Source organism: Thioalkalicoccus limnaeus, assembly GCF_041197575.1.
In the GTDB taxonomy this organism is placed as follows: domain Bacteria; phylum Pseudomonadota; class Gammaproteobacteria; order Chromatiales; family Chromatiaceae; genus Thioalkalicoccus; species Thioalkalicoccus limnaeus.
In genome coordinates, this window is record NZ_JBDKXB010000021.1 from 38,528 (window position 1) to 55,513 (window position 16,986).

Consider the following 16,986-nt stretch of genomic DNA (forward strand, 5'->3'; position numbering starts at 1 on the left):
GTGCGGAGGGGTTCTGACATGGTGCCCGTCGGCTGTGCGCCGGTAGCCCAGCGCGCCGGCCGTCATCATCCGCAGTCACCGATCCAACCGCAGGCGCGGCAGCGCTGACAGCCGTCGATTCGAACCACGGCGAGGGCGCCACACTCGGGGCAGCGGCTGCCGAACACCAGCCCCGGTGCGGATGTCAGGACGGGTACCTGCTGGGGCTTTTCGATGACGCCGATCGAAGCGACCGGATAGCCGTCGTCGTCCAACAGACCCAGGGTTCGGTAGCGGTGGATCATCAGGGTCGCGATGTAGGCCACCGTTGACGGATAGCGGCGCTGCCGGCGATCGCCGGGGGCCGGTGCCAGGAAATCGCCCTGGGGTTCCTCGAAGTTCAGTAGCTTGCGCAGTTTGCGGCCGATCCACGCCGTATCGATCACACGCATGTCGTAGGACAGGGATTTGCACAGGCCGTCGAGGACGCGCGGGTACTCGCCAGACAGCCAGACCGAGTAGGGGCGCCGCTGCCCGTCCGGCAGCACCAGTTCCTTCAGGAACAGCACGGCATCGTCGCCGGTCGCCGGGTTCTCGATATCGACGGTCCAGGACAGGGTGCCGTCCGGGCCGGTCTTGGGCTCCTTCGGCGAGAAGAGCGCGTCCTTTACCGGGCTTCCGTCCAGCGCATCGAAGGTGCCGAGGGCCTCGCACCGGTAATGGACCAGACGCGCGAAGCCGCTGACGATGCTCGGCACCGGCACCAGCTCCCCATCCGGCGGCATCGGCAGCGCGAAGGCGTCATCGCCACTGGTGCGCATCAGGGCCAACAGCTTGAGCTTCAGCCAGGCGCGGTCGCTCGAATACATGTCATGCGACAGCGTCTTCGCCAGCGCCGCCAGGCCGCGCGGCGGTTCGCCGGTGACCCAGACCTCGAAGGGGTAGGGGGTCTCGTTCTCGAGATGGCCGACGAAGACCGCGAAGCGACTCCCGCCGGGGTGGCGGACCATGAAGGTCCAGGCCGGATTGCCGGCGGTCAAGCGCGGGCGCGATGGCCAGCGGACGCTGTTCAGCGTGATCTCCGGCAGCCGTTCGAGGCGCACGCGCCGATCCGGGTCCGATTGGACCAGGTCCTCGACCGCATCCGCCGGAATCTCCGGGCTCGGTTTGGCCGCGGACAGCAGGCTGCCGGTGATCGGATTCGGCCGGAAGGTTGCCAGCGACTTGACCCCGGCGCGCCAGGCGTCGAGGTATAGGTCCTTGAAATCGGCGAACGGGTAATCGGTCGGGATGTTGACGGTCTTCGAGATCGCGGCATCGACATAGGGCTGGATGGCCGCGACCATCAGCGCGTGATCCTGGGCCGAGATCTCCAGCGCGGAGACGAAGGCGGTCGGCAGCCGCGTGACCGTCTCGTCGGCGGGTTGGTCGGTCAGGTCATGGAGCGCGCGGTAGCAGCGAAAGGCATGGTCTTCGACCTGGTGCGTGGTCCAGCCGCCGTCACGCTCGCGCACACGGCGCTGGTAGAACCAGCTGTAGGCCGGTTCGATGCCGTTGGAGGCATTGTCGGCGAAGGCCAGCGAGATGGTTCCGGTCGGGGCCACCGACAGCAGATGCGAGTTGCGAATCCCGTCACGGCGGATCGCATCGCGGATCTCGTCGGGTAGGCGCGACGCGAAACCGCTGGCCAGATAGGGTTCCGCATCGAACAGCGGAAACGGGCCGCGTTCACGGGCCAGCGCGATGCTCGCACGATAGGCCGTATCGCGCATCCTGCGCGCGATCGCGGCGGCCAGCTCGCGGGCCGCCGGGCTGTCGTAGCGCAGGCCAAGCATGATCAGCGCATCGCCAAGGCCAAGGAGGCCGAGACCGATCCGGCGTTTCGAGCGGGCCTCGGCGGCCTGCTCCGGGATCGGCCAGGGTGTCGCCTCGAGCACATCGTCGAGCATCCGCACGCCGACCTCGACCAATCGGCCCAGGCCGTCCCAGTCGAACGCGGCGTGCGCGGTGAACGGCGCCTCGACCAGGGCCGCCAAGTTGATGCTCGCCAGGCAGCAACAGCCGTACGGCGGGAGCGGTTCCTCGGCGCAGGGGTTGGTGGCGGCGATCGTCTCGCAATAGGCCAGGTTGTTGTCGGCGTTCACGCGATCGACGAAGAAGACGCCGGGCTCGCCGTGGTCGTACGTCGAGGCCATGATCGCATCCCACAGGCGGCGTGCCGGCAGCGTCCGATAGACCCACAGGCCATCGGCGCGTTGAAAGGCGTCGAGCGAGCGGGCCAAGGCCGGGGTCGGTGGTTGCCGATGCACGAGCGCGAAGTCCTGATCGTCGATCACCGCCTCGATCAGCGAGTCGGTCACGGCCACCGACAGGTTGAAATGGGTCAATTCGCCGGCCTGATCCTTGGCCTGGATGAAGTCGAGGATGTCCGGATGGTCGCAACGCAGGATCGCCATCTGGGCCCCGCGGCGGGCACCAGCAGAGACCACGGTCGCACAGGAGCGATCGAAGACCCGCATATAGGAGACGGGGCCGGAGGCCTCGGCGCCGGTTCCCCCGACCAACGCCCCGCGCGGGCGCAGCCGCGAGAAGTCGTAGCCGACGCCGCCGCCGAGGCGCATGGTTTCGGTCGCTTGCTGAAGCGCCACATAGATTCCTGGGACCCCGTCGGCGTCATGACCCGAGACGCTGTCACCGACCGGTTGCACGAAGCAATTGATCCAGGTGCTGCGCCGCTCGGTGCCGGCCGCGGCATTGATCCGACCGGCCATGATCAGGCCTCGTTCCTGCGCGGCGAGAAAGACCGGTGTCCAGGTGGCCGGGTCGGATTCGACGCGCGCGAGCGCGCGCGCGACGCGCTCGCGGATCGCGTGCGGCGCTCGTTCGTCACCGCGCGCGTACTTCTCGAGCAGAATCCGCTCGGAGATGGGTTGCAGGAGTTGATCGACCCGGTCAGTGGTGCTCATCACTAGGGTAATGTGTTGTTAGATGGCAACAGTCGCATTGCGGTCACGAAGAGCGGCGCTATTTCCGTCAAATACTTATCGTATTCTGAGGTGTGAGCCGCGATGGGCTACGTTGCGAATTTACCGGAAAAGACAGAAAAGGTTGCACCGACTTTGGCAACATACGTTACACTATGGGGCGGGTAAACCCTTCATCACAGGCGGCTGGAACATGTGGTCCTGGGTGCCTGAGCCTGCGTAGATGACTCTCGGGAGGGGGTTGGTCAGTCTTCCGCCTTGCTGCGAGGGGCGATGCATCGGGTTGCCGTGTCTTGACCGCATTTTGTTAATACTGATCGAGGAACACATCATGTTGAAAGTTATCTCAGCTCTCCGCGCCGCGCGCCTTGCTGCACCCGCGTTGGTCTCGGTCGCCTTGGTCGCCCCCATCGCGGTCAAGGCCGATATGATGGAGCATTTCTGGTCTGCCCAGCCGACTGGCACCGCTTGGGTGACCGGCTACGGCGAGTGCTGGAACAGTGCCGGCGGCCCAACGGATCTCGAGCCGTGCGTGAAGCCAGCCGCGGTTGTGCCGAAAGAATTCGTGGTGCGGCTGAACTTCGAATTCGACAAGTACCGCTTGGAGAACATCGTCAACGACCAAGAACTGGCCCGGCTCAATGACTACATCGAAACGGTCAAGCGTTCGACGGCCGGCGAATTCCTGACCGTGGTCGGTCACACGGATGCCAAAGGCTCGTACGAGTATAACGACGCTTTGGGTCTGCGTCGCGCTAACACGGTTCGTGACTATATGATCTCTCGCGGCGTTCCGGAGCGGCAGATCGGACCGTCCCAGAGCATGGGCAAGCGGGACCTGCTGCCTAACTTCGACCCCTTCGCGTTGCAACAGCGCCGCGTCGTGATCAAGTCCGAGGGCTAACTCGGACGTGCATCCGCCACGAGGGGCGAGCCGACAGGGCTCGTCTGCCGTGTGGCGGCTGGCCCGGCGGGTATTCGAACACCCGCCGGGCTTTTCGTGATCTGGAAACCCTCCCTGGCATCGATGGAGACGGCCGAGCAGTTCCTGCTCGCCCTGCGATAGCCTGAGCCGGATGTCACCCCATTGACTCCTCTGCGGCCTTCGCGTCGGCAGATGGGACTTTCTCGAGAACCCGCCGGTGGCAGGAACTCCTTCTCGCGCCGGGCATCTCTAATCTCAAGATCAAGCCCGATTGACGGGATGAATCACGAGATCCGTGCCCTCATGGTCAAGCTGTTGATTAGCCGGGGTCTCAGGGCGCATCGGTGGGCGCGTCCGCGGCTCGATGCGGCGGCGTCTCCACGACGCTGGAGCGAGGCCCGTACCACCTTCACGCGGTCCGCCGGCCTCTGTGCCGTCCTGCTGTTCGGATCGGTACCTGTGATGCCGTTTGCGGATGCCGCCGGGTCCGGTCAGGTCGCGCAGGATGCGGGGTGGCTTCAGTTGCGACATGACCAGCGGGTGTATCGGGAGCGCGTCGGTCCCTTATCGGGTTATGCAGACCAGAACCTGCGGCGGATCGAGCAGCGCCAGCAGACGGATTGGCGTGCGACCGAATTCGACCGAGGGTCGGTTGGACGGCCGATCTCCGGGTTGGAGGAAACGGCCGGTGGGCTCGGCCGTCGTCAACTCGAACAGCGTCGGATCGACCAGCAACGCCTCGGCGGCCGGATCGAACGCGAGACGCTGAACCACCATCGCCGCTGATCAGGCGATGCCTTGCCAGGCTGCACTATCCCGACTCATCGATCGAGCCAGTCGCGGCGACGAGATCAGCATCGCCAAGGCCGGTGGCCCGGTCGCGCGTTTGACCGGCATCCCGCCGGTGCGCTCGGGAGGCCGATGCGGTGCCCTAGCGTTGCGCCGCGGGGCCAACGCGAGGGCCAAGGCTCAGTCGAAGAGCGACAGTTGGGGTCCGCGCGGCGGTCTGAAACGGTCGGTCTCGAATCGCCAGCCATCCGGGTCGGTTGCAAGCCCCGCGCGGCGTGCCGCGAGCAGAAAGCGTTGCCGCAGCAGGTCGGCGATCGGCCCCTGGCCGCGGTGGCGCGCGACGAATGCCGGGTCATTGAGCCGGCCGCCGCGGCACTGGCGGATCAAGCCGAGGACCTTCGCGGCGCGTTGCGGATAGTGGGTGGCGAGCCACTGCGTGAACAGCTCGCCGACCTCGTGCGGCAGGCGAATCAGTTGACTGCACGCCCGGATCGCGCCGGCCGTGGCTGCCTGGTCGAGGATACGCTCGAGATCGGCATCCGTGAGGGCCGGGATCACGGGTGCGACCAGGACCCCCACCGGCACCCCGGCCTTGGCCAGTGCCTCGATCACGGCGAGCCGTCGCGTGGGCGTCGCGGCCCGGGGTTCGAGCCGGCGTGCGAGGTCCAGGTCGAGCGTCGTCAGCGAGATCATCACCGCCGCGCACCCCTCGGCGGCCATCTCGGCGAGAATTTCTCGGTCGCGCAAGACCAGCGCCGACTTGGTCGTCACCACGACCGGGTGGCGGCAATCGGCCAGGACCCGCAGGATCGCTCGGGTCAGTGTCAGTCGGCGCTCGATCGGCTGATAGGGATCCGTGTTCGCACCGAGTGCCAACGTCGCCGGCCGATAGCGCGGTGCCGCGAGCGCGCGCTCGAGCTGTGCGGCCGCATCGGGCTTCTGAAACAGGCGGGTCTCGAAGTCCAGCCCCGGCGAGAGTCCGAGCCAGGCGTGCGACGGCCGCGCGTAGCAGTAGATGCAGCCGTGCTCGCAGCCGCGATAGGGATTCACCGAACGGTCGAACGGGATATCCGGCGAATCGTTGTAACTGATGATCTCGCGGCTGTGATCGATGTCGACCGATGTGGCGATCGGACTCGGCGCATCGGCCCCCCAGCCATCATCGATCGCCTCGCGCCGATGTTCGGCGTACCGGAGAATCTCGTTCGTCACGGCTCCGCGGCCACGCGTCGCCGGCCTCTGGTTCTGCGTCATGGTGCCCAACCCGATTTGCCCGGACCCTTGCTGAGCTTCCGCGCGAGCGGCTGGTGAATGCGATCCTCGTGCATCCCGCGTTGTCCTTGGCGCTCGGCCCCTGGCCGATGGCTTCGCCGCGTCGCTATCGCCGCCATGGCCATTGGCGGCCGTCTCAGGCCTCGATCAGCCGCAAGCCTCTCTTGTAGCGCATCTTGCGGCCATCGTCGATCCAGCCGTCGAAGTAGCGCTGCTCAAGACCCGGGTGGTGGCCGTCGGCGACCTGCCTCAGGGCAGGGCCGTATGGGCGCCAGGGGCGAGGCCGCTGTCGGCGGGGTCGGCGAGGGCGGGCATTGCGATCAGGTGGACATGATTGGGCATGAGGCAGTAGCCCCAGATTTCCTTCTCGGCCTCAAGCGCCGCTTCGCTCAGAACATCAAGGTACAACGCATAGTCTCTATAGTGGACCCCGAAAATCGGACAATAGTCTAAGCTGGTCCCCAACCGATAAGGGGCAGAGAGATGATGGGCGAATCGAAGCGCAAGAGTTACACGGGGGCCTTCAAAGCGAAGGTCGCGCTGGCGGCGATCCTGCTTTGGCTGATCGGTACCGCCGCCGAGCGCTGCGGCCTGCACGAGCGTCTGCGACCTGGCACTCGCAAGCGTCGCGCCTACTCGCGTCTGTTCTTGGCCCGGCTGCTGCTGACGCTGGAGGATTGCCGCACGAGCATCGCCGAGCTGGTCGATGGGATCGGGTCGCCGGATCAATGGGTCGCGAGGGACCATGATGCGCTGCTCGCTGTATGACCGCGGGGCGGTCAGATTTGTGGGGATACCTCAGGGTCTGTCCCCATTTTTCCCGCTATTGACCCCGCTCTATTCTTGCTTGTTCGCCTTCTTCATGCAACGCGATAGATCACGGGACGGTATTCTGGTGGCGGAACTGGCTTGCCGTTCGCCGCTGCGGATGCCAACCAGCTCTCTTTAGCTTTCAAAACCTCAGCGAAAGCTTCGTTAGGCGTTTCGCCGAATGCAGAACACGCTTTCAAATCCGGAATGTCAGCAATGTAGCCTTCATCTTCATCGCTATAGAAGATGTTAACGTGGTAATCCTTCATGATTCGTCTTCCAGTTGCAGGTTGTGAATCTCCGCCAATTGGAGCAATTGCTTGACTTGATAGGGTTTAGCCTTGCCTTTCAAATCCTGCAAATTCAACAATTCCGGAATCTTCGGATGAACGAAAATATGATGGCTTCCGTTCACTCTGTCCAATCGGAAGCCGAAAGCCTCAGCTATCGCTACTGCTTCCGAAAACCGCACATTCTAGGAGCCGGTGAGAAGTTTGAGGAGAAGCTTGCGCTTTTTCTACCCGTTTTCTGGACGCGGCTTCCGCCCCTCTGATCCGATCAGTACGCGGCCAGGTTGCCGTTATTGTTCGGTGATTTCGTTTCTGTACGCCATTGCTTTTCGACTGATTTCTTCGAGACTCAGATCTTCGTCCATGTCTTGGCGCCAGCTGGTGTAATCAAAAGGCTCTCGCTGGATTAAGGCGATAAAGCGCTCTGCTTCGACATTCCCTAAGTGCTTTGCAAGCACCTTAAAGCCTTTGATTTTGATTTCTGTATCGGTGATCACGTCAACACCTCTTTGATAAACCCAATTGGATCCGTAATCTTTACTTCTTGAAAAAGTGTCGCCTTTTTCAAAATTCCATCATCTGTTGTTAGAAAGTAATCTGAGTGAGCCTCGATGGCGCAAGCTATATGCAGCGAATCGATTTTCTTGATCCCTTGTTCTTGTAACATCGTCGCCATAACAAGAATCTCTTTACTTTCAGCGACATCCTGAGCAGCGTATTTTCTCCATTCTGCGATCTGCTCTCTTCTTTCCTTGAATGGGTTTTTGCTGTTCTCGTAATCCAATATGTAAGACCAGATGAGTTCATATACTCCATTTCGTGTTTCTTCTTGAATCTTCAATTTTGCTTCCGCCTCAAGTCGTATCCGAAGATGCGACTGATCATCATACGGTCGGTTGAAACAGCAATTATCAAGATAGACCTTCATTATGACTTCGCAGTGATGTATGTGGAGCCCTTCTAACCGAACGCTACGCTCAGCCGGGGCGGTTGAGCGAGAGCGAAACCGGCTGCGGCTGCAGCACCCTGTTGGACGAATCTAACATAGCGTGGAAACGGGGTCTGACCCCGGTTTCCCCATCACCTCCTGAAAATGGCGGAGGCATGTTAATAATCAACTGTGCGTTTGTTCGGCGAAGTCCTGCCGGAAACGCTATGCAGCTTGTTCCGGAAGAGGAAGTTGGAATCTTCCGGCGACTACACCCTGAACAGTTAGATCCTCGTCAAGTTCTTCCCATCGAAGAGCATAGCCGTTTACCTCAACGCTCACTTTTTTCAGCTTCTCCTCGGGGGCTGCTCTTAGAATTTTAAAGCGATCCGCAGGGAAGCCAACGATACGTCCATCTGTGAGTTCGAGGTAGATCATTCGGCCCTCGGCCCAAGCACGTAGGGCGCAAGGCTCATTTTCAATCCACATGGTATTCATAAAATTTCTCCAGAAAAAACCGTTGATTTTCGTAGACGATTCTCTCGATTTCCCTGATCCTATGCGCGGGCATACCCCTGTTCCGCGCTAGCGATATCGGTGACAACCAGAACTTACACTCACCCTCGGCGCTGCGAATATGAATATGAGCAGGCTCCGTGCCTTCGTCAGAGTAAAAGTGAAATCTCAAGCCTCTGACTCTTAGAACAGTGGGCATGTCATTCTCTGTCTAGAGCCGAACGCCACGCTCAGCAGAGCTGGTTAAGCGAGAGCGAAACCGGCTGCGGTTGGAGCACCCTGTTGGACGAATCTAACATAGTGTGTCCTGGTTCAGATCTTAAGCTTAACATGGCGATCGACCGGCATAATTGGTGCATTTAGTAAAGTGTCACCGTAATTCCCTAGTCGGGCGGTGCTGGATTGCAAGACCCCGTCTGTGCCCCAGGGAGCGGGGATTTTTCGCATGCGAAAGTCCCGGGCGCCGCCGCCTTCGACACCTGCCTAACCGAAGGCCAGCGCCGCATGGCAAGACTTGCCAACCCTTGGCGACCGTGCCAACCTAAGGGCAAATGGAGGTGCCCGATGCAGACCATGAACATTTCGCTGCCCGATCCGCTCAAGGCGTTCGTTGACGGGCAGGTGGCCCAGGGGCGCTACAGCAGCGCGAGCGAGTATGTGCGCGAGCTGATTCGTGCTGACGAGCGGCGCAAGGCTCAGGAGGCACTGGAGACGGCGCTCCTCGAAGGGCTGAACAGTCCCGAGGCGCCGCTGGCCGCGGAGGACTGGACGGCGCTCCGCGCGGAGGCCACGAACCGTATGGCCGCGCGCAAGCAACAAGGCTGATGGGCCGGGTCTATCGGTGTTGGCCGGGTATGGCCCTACACCACCTACCCGGCCCAGTTCTCGCGCGAGTCGATGGGAGTCCCGACCGCCACGGTGGGTCGGTGTCCGCTTCCTGCGGACTGGCCATGCCCTCCTCGCGTCGATCGCTGACCGCTATGCGTCCAAACCTCCCGCCCAGGTCTGCGTACTGAGCGCCATCAGTGGGTCGTAAGCAGATGGTCGAGGGGGCCGGGCCCAGTGGCGAAAACGCGGCGAGCTAGGCGTATCTTTGGCTGACACCGCCGTCTCTCAGCGAGGGCACGGCAGAGTTACTATGAAAGATCCGGAGTGAGAGGGCAGACCGATCCCCTGCCGGAAGCCGGCCTTAAAAAAAAGATCGGGGGCAAAGCACGGGCAAAGGGGCCAGGTCTTGCATTCAAGCACCTTGCTTGCTTGAGGTTGCCGGCGCGTTGCAGTCTGGTGCGGCCTTGAGGCGTCGTACGGCGCGGCTCACGGTCGAGTAATGCACGCCGAAGAACGCTGCGATCTCCTGCATCGTGTAGACGCCGGTGGCGAAGGCTCGAGCCATGGCCTCGTCACGGTGGGGATACCGGCGCGCGAAGCCGGCGAGCGGCTCCGCCAACGGCCGGCGCTGCGCGCGTGGGACCTCGCGCAGCCGTTCCAAGGGCTTGGTCGTCGCGCGATGGCGCTCGGCGAAATCCTCACTACCGAGAAAGACCTGATGACGCAGACCTTCCCAGATGCTCGCACCGCCGACCCCTTGGCGAACGAAATCCGCATACCCGGCCTGCGCGACGCCGCGTTCCTCGCCGAACTGCCCGAGCAGCCAATCCGTCTCCAACCACGCCGGCGCCGACGCCCGCCCGACCATCGCCCGGTAGCGGCTCCATGCCCACCCTTCCGCCGCCGGTACCATTCCCGCGCGCACGGGATTCAGCACGACGTAGCGCACGAGCTCCAACAGGTAGGCATCGCGTTCCACCAAGATGGCTTTGAAGCGTCCCTGGAACAGGTGTCCGACCAGCCCGTGGCGCCGGTTGCTCCTTTGGGTGTAGACACCGTTCAGCTGGCGCATACCCTTGGACAGGTTGGCTTCAGGTGTCTCGACGACGACGTGGTAATGGTTCGTCATCTGGCAGTAGGCGTGGCACCGCCAGTGGAACCGCTCACAGACATCGCCTAAGAGCTCCAGCCAAGCGCTGCGGTCCGCATCGTCACGATAGATGGCCTCACGCCGATCGCCGCGCGAGGTAACGTGGTAGAGCCCGCCGGCTAGCTCGATACGAAGGGGTCTGGTCATGCGCTAAAAAGAAGTGTAGTCGGGCGGTGCTGGATTGCAAGACCTGACCCCGTCTGGGGCAACTTGGGTTATGGTATAAAATGCCATAATTGAATGTGGCAAGCAGTTTCATGAAGGCGCGTCAGCTCTTCCGTTACAAGGCCCGCCAGGGCGATCTCATCTGCGAGATGGTGATCTGGGCGTTGCCAGCCACGACAGCGGGTCGACCCCACGGCCTGAAATACCGGCTGTTCTGCGGTCGTACCGGGACCTGTGTGGTGCGCTACGACAACGAGGCGGGAAAGGGCGATCATCGCCACTACGGAGAGCGCGAGGAGCCCTATGGGTTCCTGTCGGTGGAGCAACTGCTGGCTGATTTCAGAGACGACTGCGTGCGGCTCGCTGGCTGGAGGTGGGAATGAACCGAATCGAGATCAGTGTATTGAGACCGCAGGCGGCCTTGCAGGCCTTCGCAGATACCTGGAAGCAGGCTGGGGCCGGCGAGGAAATCAGGCATCGGCTCGCCTTTGGCAGCCTTCGGGAGCTGTTCTCGGTGATTACCGAGAAGCGGTTGGATCTGTTGCGCCACGTGGCGTCGCACGAGGGGCTCAATGTACGCCAGCTCGCCCAATCGCTGGGGCGTGACTACAAAAACGTGCATACGGATGTCACCGAGCTGGTCGAGCTTGGACTCCTGGAGCGCGGCAACGATGGCGTGCTGGTCGCGCCTTATGACGAAATCCTGATCCATGCTGGCCTCCGCGATGCGGCCTGATGTCAGGCGCGTGCTGACCACTCACGCTCGACGCTGACGGTGTAGCTGAACATACCGGACACTGGAGCAATAGCGACGAGGGACGCGAACGATGTAAACGGGGTCTGACCCCGGTTTACCCCTCGTCGAAGAACACTGCGGGGAGATTGATCCCTCGTACTGGACAACGGGCGACAACAATCCGGGCGCGTCTGGGCACGATAGATGGCCTCACGCCGATCGCCGCGCGAGGTAACGTGGTAGAGCCCGCCGGCTAGCTCGATACGAAGGGGTCTGGCCATGCGCTAAAAAGAAGTGTAGTCGGGCGGTGCTGGATTGCAAGACCTGACCCCGTCTCCCTTAGCTGGCGTGTGATGTGGGACGGCGGTCCGTAAGAGGATCTTTCTTCATCGGCGTAGAAGTCCATGATTTTTCGGAAGAGGCCGCTTACCTCTAGCTGAAACACTCCCGCAGCAGTTGCCAATAAGCCGGTGGAAGCGAGCCATTTCCCAGCTGTGGCTGCGCCGACGCTGAGAGAATAGAAGCTAGCTATTAACGCCGCCAACGTTGCCGCTAGCAGAATTGCGAGGGCAATGCGCTCAAATGTCTTAAATGCCATTGCCGATTCTCAGGCCCAACGTTCAGGCTGGCCCGACCGCCCGTTGACGCGCTGGAGCGCAGCGACGGCGAGGCAACGGGCGGTCGGGCCGAGCCGCTTGTTGGGCGGACTTATGCCGCAACCTCCACTGTTTCAAAGACGCTGTTTGGCGGGGGAATCTCCTCACCACGTTCTCTGAGATCCTCCACGTGGAGCTCGATTGCTTCAGCTATGAGTTCCAGCGCCTCTGCCTTTGTTTCGCCCGCAGCAATGCATCCTGGAAGGTCTGGCACATATGCGCCAACGCTTGATGGGCCTTGCTCAAGAATCACGGTAAAGCGCACTTCGACGTACCTCAAGTTTTCAGCCCGGCCTGTTTGAGGGCATTGTTCAAAGTCCCTGGCGGGACGTCTACGCTGGGCTTACCTGCAACGGTAACAGTGCCCGGCTTCATAGGATGACGGAACTGCCGGTGACTGCCGCGCACACGTACTAAGAACCAGCCGTCGTCTTCCAGCATTCTGATCAGTTCTTTGACTTTCACGGTGGGGCGAGATGCTTCTTCTTCGGAACCGATGACGCGTCCTGCTCCAGCCGCTGCGTTGTTTCACGCCCAACGTTTGGCTCAGGCGATCCAATGCCGCCCCGCATTGAGTAGAACTTAGCACAGAACCCGCGGCGCGGCATTGGGTCGCCTGCAGCCTCATGTTAGGCGAATCATCCGATCTTCGAGAGTAAGTCAAAAGGGAAGACCCGACTCCTCCCCTCGATAGATGGCCCCATGCCGATCGCCGCGCGAGGTAACGTGGTAGAGCCCGCCGGCTAGCTCGATACGAAGGGGTCTGGCCATGGGCGAAATAAGTGTAGTCGGGCGGTGCTGGATTGCAAGACCTGACCCCGTTCACGCGTGGACAGGTTGGCTTCAGGTGTCTCGACGACGACGTGGTAATGGTTCGTCATCTGGCAGTAGGCGTGGCACCGCCAGTGGAACCGCTCGCAGACATCGCCTAAGAGATCCAGTCAAGCGCTGCGGTCCGCATCGTCACGATAGATGGCCTCACGCCGATCGCCGCGCGAGGTCACGTGGTAGAGCCCGCCGGCTAACTCGATACGAAGAGGTCTGGCCATGGCCAAAGTAAGTGTAGTCGGGCGGTGCTGGATTACAAGACCTGACCCCGTCTGTGGGGCATGACCCCGTCTGGGGCAACTTGGGTTATGGTATAAAATGCCATAATTAGATGTGGCAAGCAGTTTCATGAAGGCGCGTCAGCTCTTCCGTTACAAGGCCCGCCAGGGTGATCTCATCTGCGAGATGGTGATCTGGACGTTGCCAGCCACGACAGCGGGTCGACCCCACGGCCTGAAATACCGGCTGTTCTGCGGTCGTACCGGGACCTGTGTGGTGCGCTACGACAACGAGGCGGGAAAGGGCGATCATCGCCACTACGGCGAGCGCGAGGAGCCCTATGGGTTCCTGTCGGTGGAGCAACTGCTGGCTGATTTCAGAGACGACTGCGTGCGGCTCGCTGGCTGGAGGTGGGAATGAACCGAATCGAGATCAGTGTATTGAGACCGCAAGCGGCCTTGCAGGCCTTCGCAGATACCTGGCAGCAGGCTGGGGCCGGCGAGGAAATCAGGCATCGGCTCGCCTTTGGCAGCCTTCGGGAGCTGTTCTCGGCGATTACCGAGAAGCGGTTGGATCTCTTGCGCCACGTGGCGTCGCACGAGGGGCTCAATGTGCGCCAGCTCGCCCAATCGCTGGGGCGTGACTACAAAAACGTGCATACGGATGTCACCGAGCTGGTCGAGCTTGGACTCCTGGAGCGCGGCAACGATGGCGTGCTGGTCGCGCCTTATGACGAAATCCTGATCCATGCTGGCCTCCGCGATGCGGCCTGATGTCAGGCGCGTGCTGACCACTCACGCTCGACGCTGACGGTATAGCTGAACATACCGGACACTGGAGCAATAGCGACGAGGGACGCGAACGATGTAAACGGGGTCTGACCCCGGTTTACCCCTCGTCGAAGAACACTGCGGGGAGATTGATCCCTCGTACTGGACAACGGGCGACAACAATCCGGGCGCGTCTGGGCACGATAGATGGCCTCACGCCGATCGCCGCGCGAGGTCACGTGGTAGAGCCCGCCGGCTAGCTCGATACGAAGGGGTCTGGCCATGGGCAAAGTGTAGTCGGGCGGTGCTGGATTGCAAGACCTGACCCCGTCTGCGCTGACCAGCCCGTGGCGTCGGTTGCTCCTTTGGGTGTAGACACCGTTCAGCTGGCGCATACCCTTGGACAGGTTGGCTTCAGGTGTCTCGACGACGACGTGGTAATGGTTCGTCATCTGGCAGTAGGCGTGGCACCGCCAGTGGAACCGCTCACAGACATCGCCTAAGAGCGCCAGCCAAGCGCTGCGGTCCGCCTCGTCACGATAGATGGCCTCACGCCGATCGCCGCGTGAGGTCACGTGGTAGAGCCCGCCGGCTAGCTCGATACGAAGGGGTCTGGCCATGGGCTCAGTGTAGTCGGGCGGTGCTGGATTGCAAGACCTGACCCCGTCTCCCTGTGCGGGAGGCGAAGCGACGGTGCGGCATCGGGCGGTTGGGCCGAGCCACTCGTTGGGCGGTCTGGGTCGCCCCGGCTCCCCGCCACCCAGATAGGATCACATGCCATTCGGCGCAAGCACAACACGGCCATCGACCGGCGTAATTGGTGTATTTAGTAAACTGTCACCGTAAGTCTTACGTTGTCACGTTCCCCGTTCGAACTATTCTTCATCCCAGAAATCAAGGTCCACCTTGGGGATGGCGATGGATTCATGACGCACCCCGACCTGATATCTGATCATCAGGCGAGCTAACTCCATCCCATCAACGAGCCGTAGGCTCAGTGCTCGGACTTCGCTGGCCGCCTTAGCGGCGCCTGATGTGAAGTGACTGGTGGTAATGAATACGCCCTTATTCGCGCCCTTTAGGTGCAGAGCGCCAATAAACCCATGGATTGCCTCCTTGTTAACAGCTCGGCCCTCCGGCAAGGAGGGTGTCAGGTCTTGTCTTTTGCCCGTTTCGGGTTACGCTTGATCCATGGCTCGCCCCCTCAGACTCGAATTTCCCGGCGCTTTGTCCCACATCTCCTCGCGCGGAGATGCGCGCAAGGACATCGATTCCCTGGGCCTGCACGCCGATCGAAACCAGGGCATAGCAGCAGCCTACGCCGGCGGCGGGTACACGATCAAAGCCATCGGGGACGATTTGGTCTTCATTACGCACGGATCAGCCGCGTCGTTCACGCCGCCGAAAAGGCAAAACGCGAGACCTGACACCATCCGCGCATCCGCGCGTTGCAGTAGCTCCAGAGCTTCTGGGCCGGGGGGGTGTGCTCAGCGGTCAGGCGAGGATCTGCTCGGCCAGCGACCGCGGCGAGTGGATGGCGACATCGCCGAACACCCGTCCATAGCCGGCGCCGAAGTGCGTGCGGTCGCCAGTGACGAGCGCGTCGCAGCCCAGGCGTATCGCCGCCGCCAGCACTGGACGGTCCTTCTCCGGCAACCAGGCCAGCTCGTCGCCCCGACCCACGAGGGTCCTAGCGAGGGTCCTAGGGTCAGGTTTTGCAATCCAGCACCGCCCGACTACAACACTTAGCCCATGGCCAGACCTCTTCGTATCGAGCTAGCCGGCGGGCTCTACCACGTGACCTCGCGCGGCGATCGGCGTGAGGCCATCTATCGTGACGATGCGGGCGGCAGAAAGAAAGCGGGGTCTGACCCCGTTTTCATGTGCCGTTTTCATGTGGTTGCGGTAGCCGTTGGGCGATTTGCGTTGCCGCGGCGGGAGCCGGATCGCCCCCGAGCGCTCCAAGCGCAAGAGCAGGCTGCGGCAGGCCATATCTTTGAGTCGACCATTGGCGGCGCGCCAGTTCCACTGCTCGCAGAGCGCCACCGAAAGTCGGCTTCGCCCCCAGTCGGGGTGCTCTGCGAGCAGGCGCTCGATGACACTGATGTCAGGCGTGCAGCGCCGGCCTTGGATCGTGACCATGATCGGGTGCATGGTCCCGACAGTAGCCGGTTCTGGCTTCTGAGTCCAGCCCCAACAGGGTTCGCTGCTGCTGGCTCATGAGCCCGTGAACGGTTACCAGATGACTACAACAAGCGGCTGAGAATCTGCGGACCGAACGCTAAGAACGCTGGAAAGAAAAACGCCGTAATTGCTGACCAAATCCAGAGTCTACGCTGCATCTCAAGTAGCGAATGCTCCGGCCCAATTTGTAGCTCTATAGATGGCCAAAGCGAGCGCAGCTTCCAAACCAGCAGCTCCGCCGGGAAGTACCCAAAGGCGAAGACCAATAGCCATGCAAGGAACATCACAAGTTCAGGGTGTGCTAACGCCCATTCATTCTCCGCGACCCCTTTTTCGGGCGTTGGTGCCAAGAAAGCGAACGCTTTTGCAACTACATATACAACCACATATCCAAGCGGAAACGCTAACAGTAGGCGGAGGCCCTCGCAGTACTTCTTAACGAAAGAGCTTTGAGTCCTCGCGCCGCCGATGGCTTGTTCCAACTTCCTAGTTATTCCATTGACCCAAGTGTTATCATAGCCGGACACAATCAGCTCGTTTAACGAACCAAGGTAATCGCCGTGCGTTATCGAGAGTCTTGCGCTTTTCTGAGCCTCGTAGTCGGTCAACTCTATTTCGATTCTTTTTACTCGACGTTCAGAGACGACTGCATCATTATCAAACAGGGCAATGGATTCGCTTTCAAACTGCGATCCGTCGACAATCTCCACAACAAATTTTAATGACACGGCGCTGCCGTTCGAATACTCAAGCTTTTCTGCATCCCTGAGTGCTTGCAGTTCCGACTCGAACAACCTCGCGACGCGGACAATATCGCTGAGACCAAACACTCTTTCCGAGATTGAGATTTTTCGGCTCTCTTTGATCCCGGACATTACTTGCTATACCCTATCCCGTTACACAAACGAGTTACGCCATCGTCTAGACGTCCTGACGTTCGCCCCGGAACGATGTGTA

At 61.4% G+C, this 16,986-nt stretch carries 23 protein-coding genes and 5 pseudogenes; 9 read left to right on the top strand and 19 right to left on the bottom strand.

The window, feature by feature from the left end; translation table 11 throughout:
- Window positions 1–65: 65 nt before the first annotated feature.
- Entirely contained in the window at window positions 66–2,945 is a 2,880-nt protein-coding gene (locus ABC977_RS13670; protein ID WP_369667822.1) for an adenosylcobalamin-dependent ribonucleoside-diphosphate reductase, read from the bottom strand.
- 301 nt (window positions 2,946–3,246) lie between these two features.
- Between ABC977_RS13670 and ABC977_RS13675 the strand changes: the two genes are divergently transcribed.
- Together ABC977_RS13675 and ABC977_RS13680 are read left to right on the top strand one after the other, a co-directional pair.
- Window positions 3,247–3,867: an OmpA family protein gene (locus ABC977_RS13675; RefSeq protein WP_369667823.1), complete on the top strand. Its 621-nt coding sequence runs from the start codon at window positions 3,247–3,249 to the stop codon at window positions 3,865–3,867.
- A gap of 300 nt (window positions 3,868–4,167) precedes the next feature.
- Window positions 4,168–4,674 carry a hypothetical protein gene (locus ABC977_RS13680; protein ID WP_369667824.1) on the top strand — a complete coding sequence of 169 codons (507 nt, stop codon included), beginning with the start codon at window positions 4,168–4,170 and terminating at the stop codon, window positions 4,672–4,674.
- 183 nt (window positions 4,675–4,857) lie between these two features.
- Here the strand turns inward: ABC977_RS13680 and ABC977_RS13685 are convergent, their stop codons facing one another.
- Window positions 4,858–5,931, bottom strand: coding sequence for a PA0069 family radical SAM protein (locus tag ABC977_RS13685; RefSeq protein WP_369667825.1), 1,074 nt, complete (start codon window positions 5,929–5,931; stop codon window positions 4,858–4,860).
- A gap of 267 nt (window positions 5,932–6,198) precedes the next feature.
- Window positions 6,199–6,357 carry a hypothetical protein gene (locus ABC977_RS13690; RefSeq protein ID WP_369667826.1) on the bottom strand — a complete coding sequence of 53 codons (159 nt, stop codon included), beginning with the start codon at window positions 6,355–6,357 and terminating at the stop codon, window positions 6,199–6,201.
- A 75-nt stretch (window positions 6,358–6,432) separates the two neighbouring features.
- Here ABC977_RS13690 and ABC977_RS13695 point away from each other — a divergent pair, with 75 nt between their 5' ends.
- Window positions 6,433–6,717 (top strand): hypothetical protein, encoded by a 285-nt coding sequence (locus ABC977_RS13695; RefSeq protein ID WP_369667827.1) that lies wholly within the window; start codon window positions 6,433–6,435, stop codon window positions 6,715–6,717.
- A gap of 92 nt (window positions 6,718–6,809) precedes the next feature.
- On the opposite strand, the gene ABC977_RS13700 is transcribed toward ABC977_RS13695, so the two are convergent.
- The 6 genes from ABC977_RS13700 to ABC977_RS13725 all read right to left on the bottom strand — a co-directional run bounded on the left by ABC977_RS13700 (window position 6,810) and on the right by ABC977_RS13725 (window position 8,692).
- Window positions 6,810–7,028, bottom strand: coding sequence for a type II toxin-antitoxin system HicB family antitoxin (locus ABC977_RS13700; protein ID WP_369667828.1), 219 nt, complete (start codon window positions 7,026–7,028; stop codon window positions 6,810–6,812).
- Window positions 7,025–7,231 (bottom strand): type II toxin-antitoxin system HicA family toxin, encoded by a 207-nt coding sequence (locus ABC977_RS13705; RefSeq protein WP_369667829.1) that lies wholly within the window; start codon window positions 7,229–7,231, stop codon window positions 7,025–7,027. The genes ABC977_RS13700 and ABC977_RS13705 overlap by 4 nt, the downstream gene beginning before the upstream one ends.
- Window positions 7,232–7,339: 108 nt before the next feature.
- Complete coding sequence (locus tag ABC977_RS13710; RefSeq protein WP_369667830.1) at window positions 7,340–7,546, bottom strand: hypothetical protein; 207 nt, start codon at window positions 7,544–7,546, stop codon at window positions 7,340–7,342.
- On the bottom strand, window positions 7,543–7,977 hold the full coding sequence (locus tag ABC977_RS13715) for a PIN domain protein (protein WP_369667831.1): 435 nt from the start codon (window positions 7,975–7,977) through the stop codon (window positions 7,543–7,545). The genes ABC977_RS13710 and ABC977_RS13715 overlap by 4 nt, the downstream gene beginning before the upstream one ends.
- A 225-nt stretch (window positions 7,978–8,202) precedes the next feature.
- On the bottom strand, window positions 8,203–8,415 hold the full coding sequence (locus ABC977_RS13720) for a DUF2442 domain-containing protein (protein WP_439849191.1): 213 nt from the start codon (window positions 8,413–8,415) through the stop codon (window positions 8,203–8,205).
- 40 nt (window positions 8,416–8,455) lie between these two features.
- Complete coding sequence (locus tag ABC977_RS13725) at window positions 8,456–8,692, bottom strand: DUF4160 domain-containing protein (RefSeq protein ID WP_369667833.1); 237 nt, start codon at window positions 8,690–8,692, stop codon at window positions 8,456–8,458.
- 365 nt (window positions 8,693–9,057) lie between these two features.
- Between ABC977_RS13725 and ABC977_RS13730 the strand changes: the two genes are divergently transcribed.
- Complete coding sequence (locus ABC977_RS13730) at window positions 9,058–9,318, top strand: type II toxin-antitoxin system ParD family antitoxin (RefSeq protein WP_369667834.1); 261 nt, start codon at window positions 9,058–9,060, stop codon at window positions 9,316–9,318.
- A gap of 415 nt (window positions 9,319–9,733) precedes the next feature.
- Here the strand turns inward: ABC977_RS13730 and ABC977_RS13735 are convergent, their stop codons facing one another.
- The gene (locus ABC977_RS13735) at window positions 9,734–10,618 is read right to left on the bottom strand and encodes a transposase (RefSeq protein ID WP_369667835.1); all 885 of its coding nucleotides are present in this window, start codon (window positions 10,616–10,618) and stop codon (window positions 9,734–9,736) included.
- A 110-nt stretch (window positions 10,619–10,728) separates the two neighbouring features.
- Between ABC977_RS13735 and ABC977_RS13740 the strand changes: the two genes are divergently transcribed.
- Both ABC977_RS13740 and ABC977_RS13745 read left to right on the top strand, forming a co-directional pair.
- The gene (locus ABC977_RS13740; protein WP_369667836.1) at window positions 10,729–11,019 is read left to right on the top strand and encodes a toxin-antitoxin system TumE family protein; all 291 of its coding nucleotides are present in this window, start codon (window positions 10,729–10,731) and stop codon (window positions 11,017–11,019) included.
- On the top strand, window positions 11,016–11,372 hold the full coding sequence (locus ABC977_RS13745; protein WP_369667837.1) for an HVO_A0114 family putative DNA-binding protein: 357 nt from the start codon (window positions 11,016–11,018) through the stop codon (window positions 11,370–11,372). The genes ABC977_RS13740 and ABC977_RS13745 overlap by 4 nt, the downstream gene beginning before the upstream one ends.
- A gap of 200 nt (window positions 11,373–11,572) precedes the next feature.
- Here ABC977_RS13745 and ABC977_RS18310 read toward each other — a convergent pair.
- From ABC977_RS18310 to ABC977_RS13760, 4 genes and pseudogenes are all read right to left on the bottom strand, one after another.
- Window positions 11,573–11,653: pseudogene (locus ABC977_RS18310) on the bottom strand (transposase); the annotation flags it as partial.
- A 427-nt stretch (window positions 11,654–12,080) separates the two neighbouring features.
- The gene (locus ABC977_RS13750) at window positions 12,081–12,308 is read right to left on the bottom strand and encodes a type II toxin-antitoxin system HicB family antitoxin (RefSeq protein ID WP_369667838.1); all 228 of its coding nucleotides are present in this window, start codon (window positions 12,306–12,308) and stop codon (window positions 12,081–12,083) included.
- A complete protein-coding gene (locus tag ABC977_RS13755) occupies window positions 12,305–12,493 on the bottom strand; it encodes a type II toxin-antitoxin system HicA family toxin (protein WP_369667839.1) in 189 nt (62 codons plus the stop codon). Before ABC977_RS13755 ends, ABC977_RS13750 begins: the two co-directional genes overlap by 4 nt.
- Before the next feature lie 365 nt (window positions 12,494–12,858).
- A pseudogene (locus ABC977_RS13760) lies at window positions 12,859–13,077 on the bottom strand (transposase); the annotation flags it as partial.
- Between the two features lie 127 nt (window positions 13,078–13,204).
- Between ABC977_RS13760 and ABC977_RS13765 the strand changes: the two are divergent.
- Complete coding sequence (locus tag ABC977_RS13765; RefSeq protein WP_369667840.1) at window positions 13,205–13,495, top strand: toxin-antitoxin system TumE family protein; 291 nt, start codon at window positions 13,205–13,207, stop codon at window positions 13,493–13,495.
- Window positions 13,492–13,848, top strand: a complete 357-nt coding sequence (locus ABC977_RS13770) for an HVO_A0114 family putative DNA-binding protein (protein WP_369667841.1) — start codon at window positions 13,492–13,494, stop codon at window positions 13,846–13,848. The genes ABC977_RS13765 and ABC977_RS13770 overlap by 4 nt, the downstream gene beginning before the upstream one ends.
- A 200-nt stretch (window positions 13,849–14,048) precedes the next feature.
- Here ABC977_RS13770 and ABC977_RS18315 read toward each other — a convergent pair.
- From ABC977_RS18315 to ABC977_RS13785, 4 genes and pseudogenes are all read right to left on the bottom strand, one after another.
- Window positions 14,049–14,129 (bottom strand): annotated as a pseudogene (locus ABC977_RS18315) (transposase); the annotation flags it as partial.
- 60 nt (window positions 14,130–14,189) lie between these two features.
- A pseudogene (locus ABC977_RS13775) lies at window positions 14,190–14,465 on the bottom strand (transposase); the annotation flags it as partial.
- Window positions 14,466–14,720: 255 nt separating this feature from the next.
- Entirely contained in the window at window positions 14,721–14,987 is a 267-nt protein-coding gene (locus ABC977_RS13780) for a restriction endonuclease (protein ID WP_369667842.1), read from the bottom strand.
- A gap of 352 nt (window positions 14,988–15,339) precedes the next feature.
- Entirely contained in the window at window positions 15,340–15,528 is a 189-nt protein-coding gene (locus ABC977_RS13785) for a hypothetical protein (RefSeq protein ID WP_369667843.1), read from the bottom strand.
- Between the two features lie 69 nt (window positions 15,529–15,597).
- Here ABC977_RS13785 and ABC977_RS13790 point away from each other — a divergent pair.
- Window positions 15,598–15,687 (top strand): annotated as a pseudogene (locus tag ABC977_RS13790) (addiction module toxin RelE); the annotation flags it as partial.
- A gap of 404 nt (window positions 15,688–16,091) precedes the next feature.
- Here the strand turns inward: ABC977_RS13790 and ABC977_RS13795 are convergent.
- Entirely contained in the window at window positions 16,092–16,904 is an 813-nt protein-coding gene (locus ABC977_RS13795) for a hypothetical protein (RefSeq protein WP_369667844.1), read from the bottom strand.
- Window positions 16,905–16,986 lie beyond the last annotated feature (82 nt).